The 17295-nt window shown below is 63.1% G+C and carries 15 protein-coding genes and 2 tRNA genes; 9 read left to right on the forward strand and 8 right to left on the reverse strand.

The genetic code is table 11. The features are described from left to right. Positions 1–83 precede the first annotated feature (83 nt). The 8 genes from uvrB to F4X08_03855 all read left to right on the forward strand — a co-directional run bounded on the left by uvrB (position 84) and on the right by F4X08_03855 (position 9729). Positions 84–2066, forward strand: a complete 1983-nt coding sequence (gene uvrB, locus F4X08_03820) for an excinuclease ABC subunit UvrB (protein ID MYD24927.1) — start codon at positions 84–86, stop codon at positions 2064–2066. 66 nt (positions 2067–2132) lie between these two features. After that, positions 2133–2855 carry a rhomboid family intramembrane serine protease gene (locus F4X08_03825; protein ID MYD24928.1) on the forward strand — a complete coding sequence of 241 codons (723 nt, stop codon included), beginning with the start codon at positions 2133–2135 and terminating at the stop codon, positions 2853–2855. Continuing rightward, on the forward strand, positions 2852–3631 hold the full coding sequence (gene yqeC / locus F4X08_03830; protein MYD24929.1) for a putative selenium-dependent hydroxylase accessory protein YqeC: 780 nt from the start codon (positions 2852–2854) through the stop codon (positions 3629–3631). The genes F4X08_03825 and yqeC overlap by 4 nt, the downstream gene beginning before the upstream one ends. Positions 3632–3855: 224 nt before the next feature. Further along, positions 3856–4908 carry an extracellular solute-binding protein gene (locus F4X08_03835; protein ID MYD24930.1) on the forward strand — a complete coding sequence of 351 codons (1053 nt, stop codon included), beginning with the start codon at positions 3856–3858 and terminating at the stop codon, positions 4906–4908. Positions 4909–5000: 92 nt separating this feature from the next. Continuing rightward, complete coding sequence (locus F4X08_03840) at positions 5001–6134, forward strand: ABC transporter ATP-binding protein (protein ID MYD24931.1); 1134 nt, start codon at positions 5001–5003, stop codon at positions 6132–6134. An 8-nt stretch (positions 6135–6142) separates the two neighbouring features. Further along, entirely contained in the window at positions 6143–7837 is a 1695-nt protein-coding gene (locus tag F4X08_03845; protein ID MYD24932.1) for an iron ABC transporter permease, read from the forward strand. Positions 7838–7893: 56 nt separating this feature from the next. Beyond that, entirely contained in the window at positions 7894–9036 is a 1143-nt protein-coding gene (locus F4X08_03850) for an MFS transporter (protein MYD24933.1), read from the forward strand. 168 nt (positions 9037–9204) lie between these two features. Continuing rightward, positions 9205–9729 carry a DUF1640 domain-containing protein gene (locus tag F4X08_03855; protein ID MYD24934.1) on the forward strand — a complete coding sequence of 175 codons (525 nt, stop codon included), beginning with the start codon at positions 9205–9207 and terminating at the stop codon, positions 9727–9729. Positions 9730–9772: 43 nt separating this feature from the next. On the opposite strand, the gene F4X08_03860 is transcribed toward F4X08_03855, so the two are convergent. The 5 genes from F4X08_03860 to F4X08_03880 all read right to left on the reverse strand — a co-directional run bounded on the left by F4X08_03860 (position 9773) and on the right by F4X08_03880 (position 12576). After that, on the reverse strand, positions 9773–10228 hold the full coding sequence (locus F4X08_03860; protein MYD24935.1) for an SRPBCC domain-containing protein: 456 nt from the start codon (positions 10226–10228) through the stop codon (positions 9773–9775). A gap of 106 nt (positions 10229–10334) precedes the next feature. After that, on the reverse strand, positions 10335–11807 hold the full coding sequence (locus F4X08_03865) for a glutamate--tRNA ligase (GenBank protein MYD24936.1): 1473 nt from the start codon (positions 11805–11807) through the stop codon (positions 10335–10337). A gap of 6 nt (positions 11808–11813) precedes the next feature. Continuing rightward, on the reverse strand, positions 11814–12287 hold the full coding sequence (locus F4X08_03870) for a hypothetical protein (protein ID MYD24937.1): 474 nt from the start codon (positions 12285–12287) through the stop codon (positions 11814–11816). 91 nt (positions 12288–12378) lie between these two features. Further along, positions 12379–12466 (reverse strand) — tRNA-Ser (locus F4X08_03875). 23 nt (positions 12467–12489) lie between these two features. Next, positions 12490–12576: transfer RNA gene (locus F4X08_03880), tRNA-Ser, on the reverse strand. Between the two features lie 167 nt (positions 12577–12743). Here F4X08_03880 and F4X08_03885 point away from each other — a divergent pair. Then, on the forward strand, positions 12744–14153 hold the full coding sequence (locus tag F4X08_03885; protein MYD24938.1) for a hypothetical protein: 1410 nt from the start codon (positions 12744–12746) through the stop codon (positions 14151–14153). 6 nt (positions 14154–14159) lie between these two features. Here F4X08_03885 and F4X08_03890 read toward each other — a convergent pair whose 3' ends face one another. The 3 genes from F4X08_03890 to F4X08_03900 all read right to left on the reverse strand — a co-directional run bounded on the left by F4X08_03890 (position 14160) and on the right by F4X08_03900 (position 17281). Then, positions 14160–15938 carry an ABC transporter permease gene (locus F4X08_03890; GenBank protein ID MYD24939.1) on the reverse strand — a complete coding sequence of 593 codons (1779 nt, stop codon included), beginning with the start codon at positions 15936–15938 and terminating at the stop codon, positions 14160–14162. Continuing rightward, on the reverse strand, positions 15938–16621 hold the full coding sequence (locus F4X08_03895) for an ABC transporter ATP-binding protein (GenBank protein MYD24940.1): 684 nt from the start codon (positions 16619–16621) through the stop codon (positions 15938–15940). Before F4X08_03895 ends, F4X08_03890 begins: the two co-directional genes overlap by 1 nt. A 120-nt stretch (positions 16622–16741) precedes the next feature. Next, positions 16742–17281, reverse strand: coding sequence for a DUF3299 domain-containing protein (locus F4X08_03900; GenBank protein ID MYD24941.1), 540 nt, complete (start codon positions 17279–17281; stop codon positions 16742–16744). Positions 17282–17295 lie beyond the last annotated feature (14 nt).

Consider the following 17295-nt stretch of genomic DNA (forward strand, 5'->3'; position numbering starts at 1 on the left):
GGCTTCTTCGGCATATATTATATGGGTCGTTGCACCTATTTATCCAGTCGAAATTACGGCCAGTTACCTCGACGGACTTACGAATGCCTCCCTTCACTGTTGTCTCCGACTACGAACCCCGGGGTGACCAGCCCAGGGCGATCGAGGAACTCGTCCAGGGCGTGCACCGGGGGGACAAGCACCAGTGCCTCCTCGGCATCACGGGCAGCGGCAAGACCTACACCATGGCCCAGGTCATTGCCGAGTTGCAGAAACCTGCCCTGGTGATTTCGCCCAACAAGACCCTGGCCGCCCAGCTTTACGGCGAGTTCAAGGGGTTCTTCCCGAAGAACTCCGTCGAATACTTCATCAGCTACTACGACTACTACCAGCCGGAAGCGTACATGCCGGTGACGGATACCTATATCGAGAAGGATTCGTCGGTCAACGAGGACCTGGACAAGCTCCGTCTTCGGGCGACCAGCGCGCTGCTGGAACGGCGGGACGTGGTGATCGTCGCCTCGGTGTCCTCGATCTACAGTCTGGGATCGCCCGACGAGTGGAAGGAGTTCATCCTTCTCGTGGACCGGGGCGAGGCGTACGAGCGGGACATGATCATGCGCAAACTGATCGACATGCACTACAACCGGAACGATTACGATTTCGCGCGGGGCACGTTCCGCGTGCGGGGCGACACCCTCGACATCCTGCCCGCGGACCAGGAGAAGGGTATCCGCATCGAGATGTTCGGCGACGAGGTCGACCGCATCACCGAATTCGATCCCCTGACGGGCGAGGTGCTGGCCGAACGGGACCGCATTGCCGTCTACCCGGCCCGCCACTTCGTCACCACGGCGCCGCGCCTGGATCACGCCATGAAAGCCATCGAGGAGGAACTGGACGAGCGTCTACGGGTGCTGTACGACGAGAACAAGCTGCTCGAGGCCCAGCGGCTGGAACAGCGCACGCGCTTCGACCTGGAGATGATGCGGGAGATCGGGTTCTGCGCTGGCATCGAGAACTACTCCATGCACCTGTCGGGCCGGTCCCCGGGTGAGCGTCCCTTCTGCCTCTTCGACTTCTTCCCCAACGATTTCCTGCTGGTCATCGACGAGTCCCACGTCTCCCTGCCCCAGCTCCGGGCCATGTACAACGGCGACCGTTCGCGGAAGACCACGCTGGTGGAGCACGGATTCCGGCTGCCGTCGGCGCTGGACAACCGGCCGTTGACCTTCGAGGAATTCGAGACGATGGTCAACCAGGTGATCTACGTGTCGGCCACGCCGGCCGACTACGAGCTGAGCCAGTGCCAGGGCGTCGTGGTCGAACAGATCATCCGGCCGACGGGGCTGATGGATCCCGAGATCAGCGTTCAGCCCGTGGAAAACCAGATGGACGATCTCCTGACTCGGATCCGGGAGCGCGCGGACCGGCAGGAGCGAGTGCTCGTGACGACGCTGACCAAGCGGATGGCCGAGGACCTGACCGACTATCTCAGGCAGCTGAACGTGCGGGTGCGCTATCTCCATTCCACCATCGATTCCATCGAGCGCGTCGAGATCCTGCGCGACCTGCGCCTCGGAAAGTTCGACGTGCTCGTGGGCATCAACCTCCTCCGCGAGGGGCTCGACCTGCCCGAGGTCTCCCTGGTCGCCATCCTGGACGCGGACAAGGAGGGGTTCCTGCGGTCGGAACGCTCGCTGATCCAGACGGCGGGGCGGGCGGCGCGGAACGTGCGCGGCGAGGTGATCTTCTACGCCGACAACATCACCGACTCCATGCGGCGGGCCATGGAGGAGACGAACCGCCGGCGGGTGCTGCAGCAGGAGTTCAACGAACTGAACGGAATCGAGCCCGAGACCGTGTACAAATCCATCGAGGAGATCATCCAGACCACGGCCGTGGCCGACGTGAAAGCCGTGGACGACGACATGCCGATCCTGAACACCATCGCGAAGATGGACCAGAGCACCGTCCTGGAGGAACTAAAGCACGCCATGTACGAGGCCGCCGCCAACCTGGAGTTCGAGAAGGCGGCCAGGCTGCGCGACGAGATCAACCGGCTGGAGTCCCAACCCACGAAATGAGACGGGCCGTTGCCTGCCGGGTCGGTTCGCTCCCTCCCGGGCCGGCCGCGACCCGTCAACCTGCCCATGCTCCTACCTCTCCAGGCTGAAAGCCCGTCCTATGGCCGGCCCGTGATCACCTACGGGCTGCTCGCGGCCAACGTGGCCGTCTTCCTTTTCCAGTTCGTCCTGGGACCGGTGGGCGAACAGATCTTCATCTTCAAGACCGCGGCCATTCCCTTAGAACTGACCCATTTCATCGACCGGAACGAGATACCCATTCCAGGCACCTCCCTGCTTTACCCCGACGCCCTGGTGCCCTTCCCCCTGACCCTTTTCACGGCCATGTTCGTCCACGGGGGGTTCATGCACCTCGCCGGCAACATGCTGTACCTGTGGATCTTCGGCAACAGCGTGGAAAGCGCCATGGGGGCGGGCCGCTACCTGCTCTTCTACCTCCTGACCGGCCTGTGCGCCACCATGGTGCACGTGATATCCGAGCCCGATTCCGCCATCCCGATGATCGGCGCCAGCGGGGCGATCGCGGGCATCCTGGGCGCCTACTTCATCCTGTATCCCAAGGCCTACATCAAGACCTTCGTCCTGCTGTTCATCTTCATCCAGATCATCCACGTGCCCGCCATCATCGTACTCGGGATCTGGTTCCTGAGGCAGATCCTGGGCATCGGCAGCGACGGCGTGGCCTGGTACGCCCATATCGGGGGATTCCTCGTCGGAATGGTCCTCGTGCGGCGCTTCCTGCAGCGGCGGCCCCGAACGATTCATATCCGTCCGGGGGGCGAGTGGTGAGCGGACCGGCGGTGGAAACACCCTTTCTCGACACGCTCGGGATTCGCCGGGGAGACGCCGTGGCTATCGTCGGCAGCGGCGGCAAGGCCACGCTGATGTACCGGCTGGCCGGCGAGGCCGTCGATCGGGGAGACGCCGTCATCACGACGTCCACCACGCATCTGCATCCGCCGACGTCGAAGCAGACGCGCGGGTTCTACGTGACTAGCGAAACGCCGGACTGGCTGGCGCTTGTTCCTCCTGAACTGAAAACGCGCCGACACGTGACCGTCCTGGGCGACCGGCCCCGGCCCGACAAGCTCAAGGGGCTGGACGCGGAGGAATTGGAGAAGTTGCGGGAGGTTTGCGCGCCCGACCTGCTGCTCATGAAGGCCGACGGCGCCCGCGCCCGTCTGTTCAAGGCCCCGGGGGACCACGAGCCCGTGGTGCCGGAGGGTACAACACGGGGCGTGGTCGTCGCCACCGTGAGGGCCGTCGGCATCCCGCTGGACGAGCGGCAGGTGCACCGGCCGGAGCGCGTGGGCCGTCTGACCGGGTTGGGACAGGACGAACCGGTAACGCCCGAGGTCATTGCCGGCGTCGTGAGTCATCCCGACGCATACCGGCGGGCCTTTCCGGATTCCGTACCTCTTTCACTGTACCTCTCCTGCGCCGGCGACGGGGAGAGCCGGGACCTGGTCCGGCGAATCGTCGCGGCCGTACCCGGCTCGGTTTTCGAAGGGATCTACTGCGGGGATATTCAGCGGTCGCGGGCGGTGGTGTTTCGGCTTGCCTGATGTGGGTTGAGGGCCCCGGCGGAACCGTGTCCCCGCCGACTTGCGCGACCCTGTGCAGCCGTGTCCTCGCCGCCTTGCGCGCCCCGGCGTTCCGCCAAAACCGCGTTGACACTCGACGCCCGCCGTGGTACTTTCTTGCCACGTCCCTGGGCTTTCCGGTTTCGGAGAAACGGAGCGGCGCGGCGAAGGTTACGCAGGATTACCGGTGATTTCTGAGGAATGCCATGAAGATGGGTATGCGCTTTTCGACATTGGTTCTGTTCACGGCCGTTTCGGCGTGCACGGTCATCCTCGCCTGGGGCTGTGGCGGCGGCGATCCGGACCGGCGTGTCGTGACGGTCTATTCGCCCCACGGCAAGCCGATCCTGCCCGAGTTCGAGAAGCTCTTCGAGGCCGCTCATCCCGATGTGGACGTCCGCTGGCTCGACATGGGCTCGCAGGACGTGCTGGACCGGGTGCGTTCGGAGCGATCCAATCCCCAGGGCGACGTCTGGTGGGGCGCGCCGGCGACCAATTTCATCCAGGCCGCCGACGAGGGCCTGCTCAGTCCCTACCGGCCGACCTGGGCGGACGCCCTGCTTCCCGAGTTCAGGGACGAGGAGGACCGGTGGTACGGCACGGCGCAACTGATTCCGGTCATCGCTTTCAACAGTCTCGAGCTGACGAAGGAGACGGCGCCCGGGGACTGGGACGAACTCCTCGACCCCCGGTGGCGGGACCTGATCGTGATCCGGTACCCGCTCGCGTCCGGCACAATGCGGACGGTCTACTCGGGGATGATCTGGCGCACGTACCGGGATACCCGGGTCCCCGACGCGGGGTATGAGTGGCTTACGCGGCTCGACGCCAACACGAAGGACTACGCCGCCGATCCGAACATGATGTTCCAGAAACTCGCCCGCAAGGAAGGGCTGGTGTCCATCTGGCTGATGAGCGACATCATGCTGCAGGTGGACCGGTACGGCTATCCCTTCGATTTCGTAGTGCCGAGGAGCGGCGCGCCCGTGTTGACCGACGGCATCGCGCTGATCGCCAACGGCAAGAACCTCGACGACGCCCGGCTGTTCTACGAATTCGTCACCAGTGTGGACCACACCGTCCTGCAGGCCACGGAGTACTACCGGATCCCGACCCGGGGCGATATCCCGAAAGACCGCCTGCCCGCGTGGATGGCCGATCTCTCCGTCGCCCCCTTCGACATCGACTGGAAGGTCTTCTCCGAACAGTCCAGAACCTGGATGAAGTACTGGGACGACAACATCAAGGACCGGGGATAGCTCTTTTCGCCTGCTGTTGCGGCCGGTTCTGATCCGCGGCCCGTTTTGATCTAAGCTTCATACTGATCCGCGCCCTATTCTGATCTCCGCCCATGGCCCAGGTCACCCTCAATCGCCTCACCAAGCACTTCGATGACACCCCGGTCGTGAAAGGCATCAGCCTGACGGTGGCCGACGGCGAGTTCTTCAGTCTCCTGGGACCGAGCGGTTGCGGCAAGACGACCATCCTCCGCATGATCGCCGGGTTCATCTTCCCCACCTCCGGCACCGTGCTCTTCGACGACCAGGACGTCACCCACGTGCCCGCCAACCGGCGAAACACCGGGATGGTATTTCAAAACTACGCCCTCTTTCCCCACATGACCGTCTTCGAGAACGTGGCCTTCGGCCTGCGCACCCGCAAGGTGGCTGCAACCGAGACCAGGGATCGCGTGGCGCGGGCCCTCGACCTGGTGGGACTGGCCGGGCTGGAACAGCGTCCCGTGCCTCAGTTGTCCGGTGGACAGCAGCAGCGGGTGGCCCTCGCGCGGGCCGTGGTCATTGAACCCGACCTGCTGCTGCTCGATGAGCCGCTGTCCAACCTGGACGCCAAGTTGCGGGAAGAAACCCGGGACCAGATCCGGGAGCTGCAGACCAAGCTGGGCATCACGGCCATCTACGTCACCCACGACCAGGAGGAGGCGCTGGCCGTTTCCGACCGGATCGCGGTCATGGAGGAGGGTGTGTGCCGGCAGCTGGACCGCCCCGACGCGATCTACCGCAGGCCGGCCAACCGGTTCGTGGCCGCCTTCATGGGCAACATGAACCTCTGGGAGGGGGTGCTGGATAAGGACGGGGGCAGGACGGTTTTCCGCCACGCGAGCGGACTGGCCGTCGCCTTGCCCGCACCGGCCGCGTCAACCTCGTCGGCCGATGACTCCGTGCCGCCGGCCGATGACACCTCCGCCCCGGCCGGCACCGCGCCGCCGGCTGATCCCAAAGGCCCCATTCACCTGGCCTTGCATCCCCAGGCCGTACGGTTGACCGACGAGGATACGGAAGACACGGTGGGCGGCGTCGTGACCACCCGGCGATTCAAGGGCGCGACGGTCGAGTTCACCGTCGATGCCGGCGGCGTCTCCATCCAGGTCGTGGAGAACGCGGAAGGCCCCATGGCCGCGCGTCAGCCCGGCGATACGGTGCGCGTCCGCATCCCCGGCGACCAGGCGATCATCCTGAGGGATTGAACCGGACCATGAACCTGTACGCATTCCTCCGGCAACCCCGCGCCCTCGTCTTCATCCCCCTGGGATTCATCCTGCTCGGTTACATCGTCTATCCCGCAGCGCTCGTCCTGTGGGAAAGCCTGTTCCGGGAAGGGCAGTTCGGCTTCGGCAACTACGGGGAGTTCTTCGATCCGGACAGCCCGTCCTACATGGAAGGCCTCTTCAACAGCGTCATGGTCTCCGTGGGCAGCGTGCTGCTCTCGGCCCTGATCGGCGTCCCCCTGGCCCTCATCTTCACCCATTACGATTTTCCCGGCCGGTCCGTGTTTTCCGCGCTGGCCATCCTGCCCATCGTCCTCCCGCCCCTGGTGGGCGTGCTCGCCTTCCTGTTTCTCTACAGCGAAAGCGGCATGGTCCCGCGCCTCATCCAGGCGGCCCTGGGACTGGAGCGCCCGCCCTTTTCGCTGAACGGGGTGTGGGCCGTGCTGCTCGTGCACGGTTACACCATGTACGTCTTCTTCTACCTCTTCACTTCGGCGGCGCTCCGGGGCATCGATCCCGCGGTCATGGAAGCGGCCCGCAACCTGGGCGCGTCGTCCTGGTTCAGCTTCCGGACCGTCACCCTGCCCCTGCTCACGCCCGCCATGGTGGGGGCGACGCTCCTGGTCTTCATGACGTCCATGAACTCCTTCAGCGCACCCTTCATCTTCGCGGGCGGATTCCGCTTCCTGAGCCTCAACATCTACACGTCCAAACTGAACGGCGATATGGCTATGGCCGTCACGCAGACCGTGGTCCTCTCCGCCTTCTCCATCGCCTTTCTGTTCTGGATGCGCCGGTACGAGGGGCGGCGGCAGTACGCCATGAGCACCAAGGGTACTGCGAACGTCCGGCGCGAAATCCGGGGACGCTGGGCGCGCCTGCTCACGGGCGCCGCGGGAATCGCCATGGTGGTGGTGCTCCTGCTGCCCCACCTGACCATCCTCCTGCTGTCCTTCGTCCAGGACGGCACGTGGACCCACCAGATCCTGCCCCAGGTCTATACTTCGGACAACTACGGCCGCCTCTTCCAGGATTCCACCTTCTGGGAACCGATCCGGAACAGCCTGAACATGGCGGTGGTTTCCACGGCGGCCGACGTGGCGATCGGCGTCACCGCGGCCTACCTGGTCGTCAAGGGCACGTTCCGGGGCCGCAAGCTGCTCGATGCACTCGTGATGGTGCCCTGGGCCCTGCCCGGCACGGTGGTGGCCATCAACCTGATCGTCGCCTTCAGCCAGGGCACGCCCTTCAGCTTCGGACAGGTGCTGGTGGGTTCCTTCTGGCTCTTGCCCATCGCGTACTTCGTCCGCCACCTGCCTATCGTGTTCCGGGCGTCCTCGGCGGCCTTCAGGCAGCTGGACGACTCCCTGGAGGAGGCGGCGCGCAACCTGGGCGCGGGGTGGTTCTACGCCTTCCGCCGGGTTACGCTGCCCCTCATCGGTCCGGGCGTGCTCGCCGGCACGCTGCTGGCCTTCGTCACCGCCCTGGGTGAATTCGTGGCCTCCATCCTGCTCTACGTCTACGACAACCGGCCCATCGCCATGGAGATCCTGTCCCACCTGCGCCAGTTCAACATCGGCAGCGCCGCGGCCTACGCCGTCCTGCTCCTGCTCCTCGTGTCCGTCGTGCTGCTGGGCTCCAACTACTTCTCCCGCGGCACGGCGCAGCGCAGCCTGTCATAGACCCACGGATGCAAGCGTCTCCCTCCACCCAGGCCACACGGAGTCATACGTAACCCGTGCTCAAGCGTTCCGACTACTTCCTCTTCACAGCCGCTTTCGTCATGGACTTCTGCACAGGCCTGGTGTCCTTCGCCGTGCCCCTCCGGGCCCTCGACCTGGGCGCATCCGTGGTGGAACTCGGGTTCATAGGCACGGCGGGCTCCCTCAGCTTCACCCTGGCCTGCACCTTCACGGGCAAACTGGCCGACCGCTTCGACCGGCGCCGGATCCTGGCCATCGCCGCCGGGTTGACCGCGCTGGTGTTCGGCATGCTCTTCCTGGCGGTGAACTACTGGATGCTGCTCGCGGGCACGGCCATGGGATGGGGGCTGCTGGCCCTCTTCTGGCCGTCGGTGCAGGCGATGCTGGCCGAGGGCCGTAGCCGGACCCAGCTGGTCAAGACCCTCGGCACGTTCAACATGTTCTGGACCATGGGATTCATGCTGGGCCCGTTGGCGGGGGGCTATCTCTACCTCGTGGGTCCATCCGTGCCCTTTGCCACCGGCACGATCGGCATGGTCCTGCTTACGCTGGCGATCGCCTTTCTGCGCTTCCGGTCCGCCACAACGCAGGATGAGGATCCGGTAGAGGAGGCACAGGGACACTCGCGCGAGGACACGGCGCGCTTCCGCTGGATCGCCTGGACGGCCAATTTCACGGCATTCTTCATGATCGGCATGCTCAACAACCAGTTCCCCAAGCTCGCCACCGAGCTCCTCATCCGGCCCGATACGCTCGGTATACTGCTCGCCATCCCGCGGCTTCTGCAGATGACGGTCTTCCTCATCGCGCGGTACACGACCTGGTGGCAGTTCCGCCTCAGGCCCCTCGTCATTCCCCAGATTGCCGCCGTAGCCGGCATGATCGTCGTCGCGACGCAGGATGCCACCGTGGTGCTGGCCTTCGCCTTCGGAACCGTCGGGTTGCTGGTCGGCGCCGCCTTTTCGGCCAGCCAGTTCTATTCCTTCTTCCAGGAGGAACGAAAGGGGGAAAAGGGCGCGCGCAACGAGATGATCGTCGGCATGGGCATGGTTTCGGGACCCCTGGTCGGAGGCCTGCTGGCGCAGCTCATCGGACTGCGCATGCCCTACGTGCTTTGCTGCATCGTGCTGATCGCGGGAATGATCGTCGAATACCGGTGGTACCGGAAGCGGGATTAGGGATCGGGATCAGGGGCTTGGGATCAGGGGCTTGGGATTGTTCGAACGCAGCAATCACGATCCCTGAAAATAAAATGCCGAGATGTCTTCGCTCAAATCTGACTAATCCGTAAACAGTCCGATTTACCGCATTCAACCGATGCAGGAGACGCCGTGTCCTATTATCCCATAGATACCCACGCCACGGTCCGCGAATTCGAAGCCGCGGGCATCGAGACGAGGCAGGCGGAAGCCATCGTCAAGGCGATGACGTGGAGCCGGAACGACCTGGTGACGAAGACAGATCTCGCGGGATTCGCGAAGAAAGAGGATCTGGAGGAACTTAAATCTCGTTTGGATGCACTAAGCGCGAAGATGGAGCGATTCGCAACGAAGGCCTATCTTGAAAAGTTCGCGACGAAGGAGGACCTGGAGCGATTTGCGTCGAAGGAAGACCTGGAGCGATTCGCCACGAAGGAGGATCTGGAGGAACTTAAATCGCGTGTTGATTCCTTAAGTGCGAAGATGGAGCTTTTCGTGACAAAGGAAGAATCGAAGCGATTCGCCACGAAGGAGGATCTAGTTGTTTTAAGGGCCGAGATGGCCGCGATGAAATCGGACCTTGAGAAGCAGATCAGCAGCGCCGTCAACAAGATGATGATATGTATGATCAGCATGTCCGCGCTGATAGTGGGTTTGATGAAATACCTTTGACCACCCACGAGCACCTAGGCGTAGAACGACGGTAAAACGCCTGTTACCCTTCGGCGATCCGCTTGATCTCGTCCAGCCCTTTGGGCCAGGTCTCGTTGAAGTACTCCACGTAGTCGTTAAAGGTGTCCGTTTCAACGGTCAGGTGGGTGCCGCCTTCCACGTCCTTCAGCGTGTAGTTCTCGAACGCCGGCGTCCATGATTTCACTTCGTCGCTATCCGTATCCTCCACGCCATTGACAATATACCCGAGATGCCGTATGGACATGAACTCGTGGGGTCGGTTTGCGTCGATCATGCTGATCATTCCGTCGTTGCCCGCATTCAGGAACCGTATTTCACTGCCTTCGCTCCAGTCCCCGACAAAGTAGGACCCCTCGGCGAACAGGCTCGTCCACTTCCGAAACGATTCGTCCTCGAACAGGGCCTGCCACACCCGTTCCCTCGAAGCGTTTACCGTAATCGAGTAGCTGAGTTTCTCGGTGGCGTTTTGTTCTGACATTGCTCTACTCCTTCTCCAAGTCTGTTTTCTCTCCGGTTTTTTTACCCTTTTACTTTCCAAGTTTGGTTTCGTCAACTTCTTCACGCTTCGTCTTGCGTCATGGGCACTATCCTTCGCCAATCGCCGCCTGTTCGACCACCTCCGGCAGGCGCACCAGTGCCATTTCCAAACGGTGGGCACACGTCTCTTTCCCCAGGACGGCGATAAGATGGAACAGGGACGGACCAGCCATTTCGCCGGTCAGCGCCACGCGGCAAGGATGGATGAACTGGGCCGCCTTCAATCCTTCCCGTTCCGACAGGTTCCGGACGACCTCCTCCACTGCTTCCGTGTCGAACGCTGCAAGCGCGGCGAATTCGTCGCGAAGCCAGCTGATCCGCGCAACAACGCCATCCGGATCTTTCGACCAGTGCTTCCGGACGGCCTTGGGATTGTACTCGAATTCGTCCGTGAAGAAGAACCTGCCCTGGACCGCAAAATCGGCCAGCGTGCGGCACCGTTCCCGCAGCAGGCCGACGACCTCCAATGCGTAGTCGTGGTTTATAGGCTGTTCTCCGCCGAGGAGCCCCGCGCGTACCAGAAACGGCTTCGCCAGCGTCCACAGTTCCTCGTTGGACAGGGCCATGATGTGCTGGCCGTTGAGCCACTCGAATTTGCGCAGGTCGAAGACGGTGTCCCGCTTGTGGACCTGGTCCAGGGAGAACCGCTCCATGAGCTCGGCGCGGGTGAAGAACTCCTGGTCGTCGCCGGTCTGCCACCCGAGCAGCGAGAGGAAGTTGACCACGGCGTCGGACAGGTAGCCGGCGTCGCGGTATTCGGAGACGGACACGGCGCCGTGACGCTTCGATAGCTTCTTCTTGTCCTCCCCGAGGATGCTGGGAAGATGGGCGAACTCGGGCAGCTCGGCACCCAGGGCGCGGAACAGGTGGATATGCTTGGTGGTATTAGTGACGTGGTCGATACCTCGGATGACGTGAGACACGTTCATGTCCACGTCGTCGGCCACCACGGCCAGGTGGTACAGGGGCGTGCCGTTGGACCGTACGATGACGAAATCGTCGATGGTCTCGTTCTCCACCGCGATCTCACCCAGGATCCGGTCCTGGAATACGGTTTTCCCCTCGGGGATCTTGAGCCGGATGACCGGCTTGCGGCCCTCTGCCTCCAGGGCTTCGGCCTCGGCATCCGTGAGGTCCGCATAGCGGAGGTCGTTCCGCCAGGACCGGCCCTCGGCGAGGGCTTCCTTCTTTTTCGCTTCCAGCTCTTCGGGCAGATAGTAGCACCGGTAGGCTTTGCCGCTATCGACCAGGGCCCGGGCCCTGGCGACATGCCGGTCGGACCGCTGGGACTGATAGACTACCTCTTCGTCCCAGTCCACGCCCATCCACTCCAACACCTCGAATATGGCATCGACCCACTCGGATCGGGAGCGGGCGGTGTCGGTGTCTTCGATGCGCAGGAGGAAACGGCCCTTCTCCCTGCGGGCGAAGAGCCAGTTGAACAGGCCCGTGTGGGCGCTGCCGATGTGGAGCAACCCGGTGGGACTGGGGGCGAAGCGAACGCGTACGGGCCGGGACATGGGTCGTCAGGATGCCTGCGGATCCGAACCGCCGGCGTCTGTCGCCGAGGTCGAAGCATCGGTGGCGGGAGGCGTGGCAGGGGGCGTGGCGTCCGCCGGTGCGGGTGTTGCCGCTGGCACGACGGAAGGTGGCGGCTCCAAGGTCATGGTCACCCCACCTATCGCGCCTGCCAACAGGTTGTACAACCAGGTGGCCAGCGAGACCACCAGGGCACCGAGCACGGCGTACAGGATGGTAATCACGATCCAGGCTAAGACCGCGATGAAGCCCGTGGCCCCCACGATGTAACCCATCTCGTCGGGCATGCCTTCGGACATCCCCACCATGCCCATGAAACTCGCCATCAACGTGATCATCACGGCGTATAGCGCTCCGACCACGAAACCCACGGCGCCGGCGATGAGGAAGGTGATCTTGCACGCGGACCATGGGTCGATACGCTTTAGCTGGTACCTCATAGGTGGTGCTCCCGTTGGCATTACGTGGATGGGGCTCCCGAGGTTCCGGTTCGGTCCGGAACCCGGTGGCGGCCGCCATGCTGCCGATGAAGAACAGCGAACTGACTACGAACGGAGAGGGAGGGATTCGAACCCTCGGTAGGTTTTTGACCCACAATCGCTTAGCAGGCGATCCGATTCAGCCACTCTCGCACCTCTCCCAAGAGATTTCCGCGTCGCTGGACGGTGGGGGTGGGATTCGAACCCACGGTACCCGCAAAGGTACAACGGTTTTCAAGACCGTCTCTTTCGGCCACTCAGACACCCCACCTGACAGGCGGCAATATAGGCCGATAAAGTGACGGGTGTCAATCTAAAACAGCGGTCTGAACCGCCTTTGACGTCCCGGAAGGTACGTCCTTCGGCTCCCCGGAGCGCTTGACCTGATTTACAGGTTTCTTAGTATATATTTTAAACCATTTACAGGAGACAAGTACCATGAAACGGCGAATCTGGCGGCTCACCGGCTACGTGCTGTTCTCCCTGTTCATCGGGACGTACACGGCTTCCCACTTTGCATCGCCATATGAATCTACGAACGAGGACGGCTCATACCCTGTGGATGGCACGAAATCGGTGGATGGCAAGCACTCGGGGAATGCCACGCCGGGGAATGCCGCGCCGGGGAATGCCGCGCCGGGTGATGCCGTGCCGGGCGATGAGGACTGTTATGCGGAGATCGCGTCCATCGACTACGGGGACGGGAGCGAGAAGCTCGAGAACAACCGGTTCCGCCATGTCTTCCAGTACATCGATACGTATCCCTACTTTCGTCGAATCAGCGACGTGTACGTGGGCATCGAGACGGTCCGGTACTTTCCAAATTCGACCCGGCCGAACCGGTCCTACTGGAGAATCGTGGACGGAAGAAAGGGCGTCGGCGCCGAGGGACACTACTCGTTCATCCAGGACTTCCGCGGTGAAGCGAACGTCCTGGGCGTCGCCGTCGGTGTGAATGTGGCCGACGAGTTTGCGTTCTTCTTCTACGACCGGGACAGCGATACAAACGCCAGTCATTATGCGCACGGCGCGAGGGAGGGCCTGCTCGACGTGATGACGACCATTGAGGACAAGGCGGAGTTCATCATCGTGGAGAAGGCGTCGAGCTGGCGCATCGGTACCAATACGAAGCTGCGAGCGTGGAGCTCGCGTTTCGTGGATTCGGACGGCGATTGGAACGAAGGGATTTACTCGAACAAGCTGTTCAGGACGTTGTACTTCATCAAAAGCCAGGTGACCGTTGCGGGCGTCGAGCGTGAAGTGAACGGGATCTGCAGGCTCGCCTGGTCTCCCGTGGCCGTGACGAATTCAGACAAACTGGTACCGGCCATCGAGGCGGAACTGTTGCGCCGGGCTGATAGGATACACGCGTTGCGGATCGTCAACAACGAAGTGCCGGCATCGCGGGCGGAATGGAGGTCCGCTTTCAACAGCTTAAGACCCGAGACGTTCATTCATGTGCTGACGGTCCCGAGGAGTCATTCCGGTGACTTCGGCGTGAGCACTGAAGTCGGTGAAATCGCGATCACCTTTACGCGTGATCCTTACAGCGACCAGATCCGCTATCGCCCTGAAAAGGTGTGGAGGCTGGATGGAGCACAGCACAACTCCGGATTGTATCACTTCGACATTCAGGGACGTCTGTCCGTCGACGGACGGGACTTGGGATGGATCATCGACGCCAGGATCGGTACCTACTGGCGGTGCTGCGACGAGAACACCTACAATCTGAAGCACCAGAAGTTCGGGATGCAATGGAGGAATGTCGACAGGGATGACTACCGTATGCGATGCGGGTCCGAGGAGTGCAAGGTGTACATCAGGAAGGGGATCCTGCGGTTTCGCTGAGCCCTCCTACACCCGTACCGTCAGCCCATCGTGGAGGGCCGTGCGGTAGGCTTTGAGGGCGGGGACGAAGCCCATCAGGAAACCGGCCGTCACCACGGCGCCCATGAAGAGCAGCTCGACGGAACCGGGGGGCCGGATGGGGATGAAGAGCCCTACCTGTGCTTCGACGATAGACTGTCCGACTGAGAGCAGAACATACACCAGGCCAAGTCCGGCGAGCGCTCCCGCCGCGGCCAGGCAGGCCGATTCGAGCACCAGCAGGGGAACGATCCGGTTGGGACCGGCTCCGACGGCGCGAAGGATCGCCATCTCCCGGCGGCGCTCGTTGAGCGACGTGTAGAGCGAGACCAGCATGCCCAGCAACCCCACCATTACGACGAAGATGGTCACCAGCCGCAGGCCGGTCTCGGCGTAACCCAGGCTCCGCCACATCTCGTTCAGGGCGACTCCAGGGATCACGGCCATCATCGGCTCGTCCTCGAAGTCGTTGATCTCGCGTTGCAGCATGAGCACGTCCCGGCGGTCGGTCGTGCCCACGAAGAACGAGGTCACCTGGGTGACTTCGACATCTTCAATCGAGAGATTCGCTTCGCCGTGTGCGTGTCCGTCGTCGGCGGCAGCCACCTCGGACTCGTCGTCATGCGTGTGTCCGTCGTCCGCAGCAGCTGTCTCCGTCTCTTCCTCGTGGTCGTGTTCGTCTTCTGCCGGAACCACCTCGGCCTCCTCCTCGTGGGTGTGTCCGACGTCCGCGGGGGCCGCCTGCGCTTCTTCCTCGTGGGCATGGCCGTCTTCTGCCGAAGCCGCCGCCGTCTCCTCCTCGTGTGCGTGTCCGTCGTCTATCGGGGTCGCCTCGGTCTCCTCCTCGTGGGCGTGCCCATCGTCAACAGGGTCCTCCTCCTCGTGTGCGTGCCCATCGTCGGCCGGGGCCGCTTCCATCTCTTCATCATGGGCGTGCCCATCGTCAACAGGGGCCTCCTCCTCGTGTGCATGCCCGTCGTCCGCGGCAGCCGCCTCAGGCTCCGCCTCGTGTGCGTGTCCGTCTTCTGCCGGGGCCGACTCTTCCGCTTCCTCGTGCACATGACTATCGTCCGTCGGGGCCTCCGCCTCATCGTGGGCGTGCCCGTCGTCCGATGCCGACGACGTACCTTCCTCCAGGTGGATAGCCTCCATGCCCTCGAGGGTCACGTAGAGGGCGCGGTCGACGGGGGTGAACGTCTTGGCGAGGACGCCCACTACCGTGAAGGGCATGTGGTCGTGGACCAGGAAGCCCACTTCGCCGATCCCGTGGGTCACCGCGATCTCGTCGCCCAGTGTATAGTTCAGTTCGGTCGCCACGTCTGCGCCCAGGGTCACGTCGTACAAACCCTCGCTCGCCCGTCCCTCCGCCAGCGCGATCTCCTGGCCTCCACGGTAGCGGTAGCGGTGATAGAAGTCGTCATTCGTTCCGATGACCCGGAATCCTCGGTGGCTGTCCCCCAGGCTGTAGGGGATGGTCCATGCGACGGCGGGGTGCTCCGCCCACTGCCGGTAGGCCTCCCACGAGACGTTCTCCGTCGGCGCGCCCATGCCGAAGACCGAATACAGCAGCAGCTGGATCGTGCCGCCCTTGGTACCCACGATCAGGTCGGTCTGGCTGATGGTGTTGGAGAAGCTTTCTCGCATGCCTACGCGCACGTTCTCAACACCGATAAGAAGGGCGACGCTGAGGGCGATGGAGCCCACCGTGAGCGAGGTGCTGAAGGCGCGGTTGCGGAGCGACTTGAGCGCGAGGTCCAAAACCAGCATCAAAGCACCGCCTTGTTGATGTCGGGGAGCGAAATGGTGCGGGAGAACATGCCTTCTAGGGCGCGGTCGTGGCTCACGAACACCAGCGTTGCGCCCGCGCGCTCGCACTCCTGGAAGAGCAGCTCGAGGAAGTCCTCTCGGCGGTCGAAGTCCAGGGAGGAGGTCGGCTCATCGGCGACGATGAGCTCCGGTGCCCCGATGAGCGCGCGGCAGGCCGCCACCCGCTGTTGCTGGCCCACCGAGAGTTCGGTCACCGGCTTATTCAGTAGATCGCCGATGTGGAGATGACCGGCCAGCAGTGCGGCGGACTCCTTCACGCCTGCGCCGTCCAGCCGGGCACGGCGCCCCGCGTGCATGCGCACCGGAAGGGTGATGTTGTCGAGCACCGACAGGTAGGGGATGAGGTTGAACATCTGGAAGACATAGCCGATGTGCTCCGCCCGGAAGGCATCCCGCTGTGAGCCCGAAAGTGAGGTGAGGTCTTCGCCCAGCACCGTGACCTCGCCCTCGTTCGCTTCCAGGACCCCCGCAAGTACGCCGAGCAGCGTGGTCTTGCCGCTGCCGCTGGGGCCGAACAGGAACGCGCGCGTTTCCCGTTCGAGGGTCAGCTCGGGGATGTCCAGCACCCAGGGGCCGCTGCCGTAGCGGAAGCGCAGATTCCGGATGTCGATGGCGAGACTCATCTGTAGCCTATCCCTGCGAAACGTTGTTCAAAAAAAACCGCGCGTCCCGGCACAATCGAGTGCGCGCGCTGAGTGCATGCTGGAGACCGCGTCGTGCCTTGCAGGCGTCCGCGTCACGGATCAGTACTCGTACGGATAGACCCGCTTGCCGGTGATGGTGAAGCCGACGTAGCCGTACACGCTTTTGGTCATCTCGATCTTGAGCACGCCTTCGACCCACACCGGGTTCCACCCGTTCAAAAACGCCCATTTGTCCTTTTCCATCTCGATGTAGATGAGCTGGTTGGGCGGCGGAGGCGGCGTATGGATGCAGGCGCCGACATAGGGTACAAGGAGGAACTCCGTCACCGAGGACGCCCAGTCTTCAAGTGGAACAGCAAATCCGGGGACCTTGACGACTTTACCGTCGAGTTCCGCCAACTCCTCGCCCGGTTTGCCGGTGCGGTAGTCGAGACTGGCCAGGAGGTGCCAGCCCACCTTGATGGGCTCGTCGGCCGATTCGACCGACGGTACATCCGGCGGTGCGTACACCGGTGCGACGACCGGATGATTAGGAGCGGGCTTCGGTTCGGCCTTCGGGGATTCGCGCACAACGCTGAGGGACACCGTGACCAGCAGGGCGGCGGAAACAAAAAGTAGTTTGCGGGTGACGCCGATCATCGAAAAACTCCGTT

The sequence above is a fragment of the Gemmatimonadota bacterium genome (assembly GCA_009841265.1).
Lineage (GTDB): Bacteria > JAAXHH01 > JAAXHH01 > JAAXHH01 > JAAXHH01 > JAAXHH01.

Excerpts from the sequence above, each read along its gene's own strand:
- uvrB (MYD24927.1), top strand. The coding sequence starts at position 84 with ATGCCTCCCTTCACTGTTGTCTCCGACTACGAACCCCGGGGTGACCAG.
- F4X08_03825 (MYD24928.1), top strand. The coding sequence starts at position 2,133 with ATGCTCCTACCTCTCCAGGCTGAAAGCCCGTCCTATGGCCGGCCCGTG.
- F4X08_03835 (MYD24930.1), top strand. The coding sequence starts at position 3,856 with ATGAAGATGGGTATGCGCTTTTCGACATTGGTTCTGTTCACGGCCGTT.
- F4X08_03840 (MYD24931.1), top strand. The coding sequence starts at position 5,001 with ATGGCCCAGGTCACCCTCAATCGCCTCACCAAGCACTTCGATGACACC.
- F4X08_03845 (MYD24932.1), top strand. The coding sequence starts at position 6,143 with ATGAACCTGTACGCATTCCTCCGGCAACCCCGCGCCCTCGTCTTCATC.
- F4X08_03860 (MYD24935.1), bottom strand. The coding sequence starts at position 10,228 with ATGTCAGAACAAAACGCCACCGAGAAACTCAGCTACTCGATTACGGTA.
- F4X08_03865 (MYD24936.1), bottom strand. The coding sequence starts at position 11,807 with ATGTCCCGGCCCGTACGCGTTCGCTTCGCCCCCAGTCCCACCGGGTTG.
- F4X08_03870 (MYD24937.1), bottom strand. The coding sequence starts at position 12,287 with ATGCCAACGGGAGCACCACCTATGAGGTACCAGCTAAAGCGTATCGAC.
- F4X08_03885 (MYD24938.1), top strand. The coding sequence starts at position 12,744 with ATGAAACGGCGAATCTGGCGGCTCACCGGCTACGTGCTGTTCTCCCTG.
- F4X08_03890 (MYD24939.1), bottom strand. The coding sequence starts at position 15,938 with ATGCTGGTTTTGGACCTCGCGCTCAAGTCGCTCCGCAACCGCGCCTTC.
- F4X08_03895 (MYD24940.1), bottom strand. The coding sequence starts at position 16,621 with ATGAGTCTCGCCATCGACATCCGGAATCTGCGCTTCCGCTACGGCAGC.
- F4X08_03900 (MYD24941.1), bottom strand. The coding sequence starts at position 17,281 with ATGATCGGCGTCACCCGCAAACTACTTTTTGTTTCCGCCGCCCTGCTG.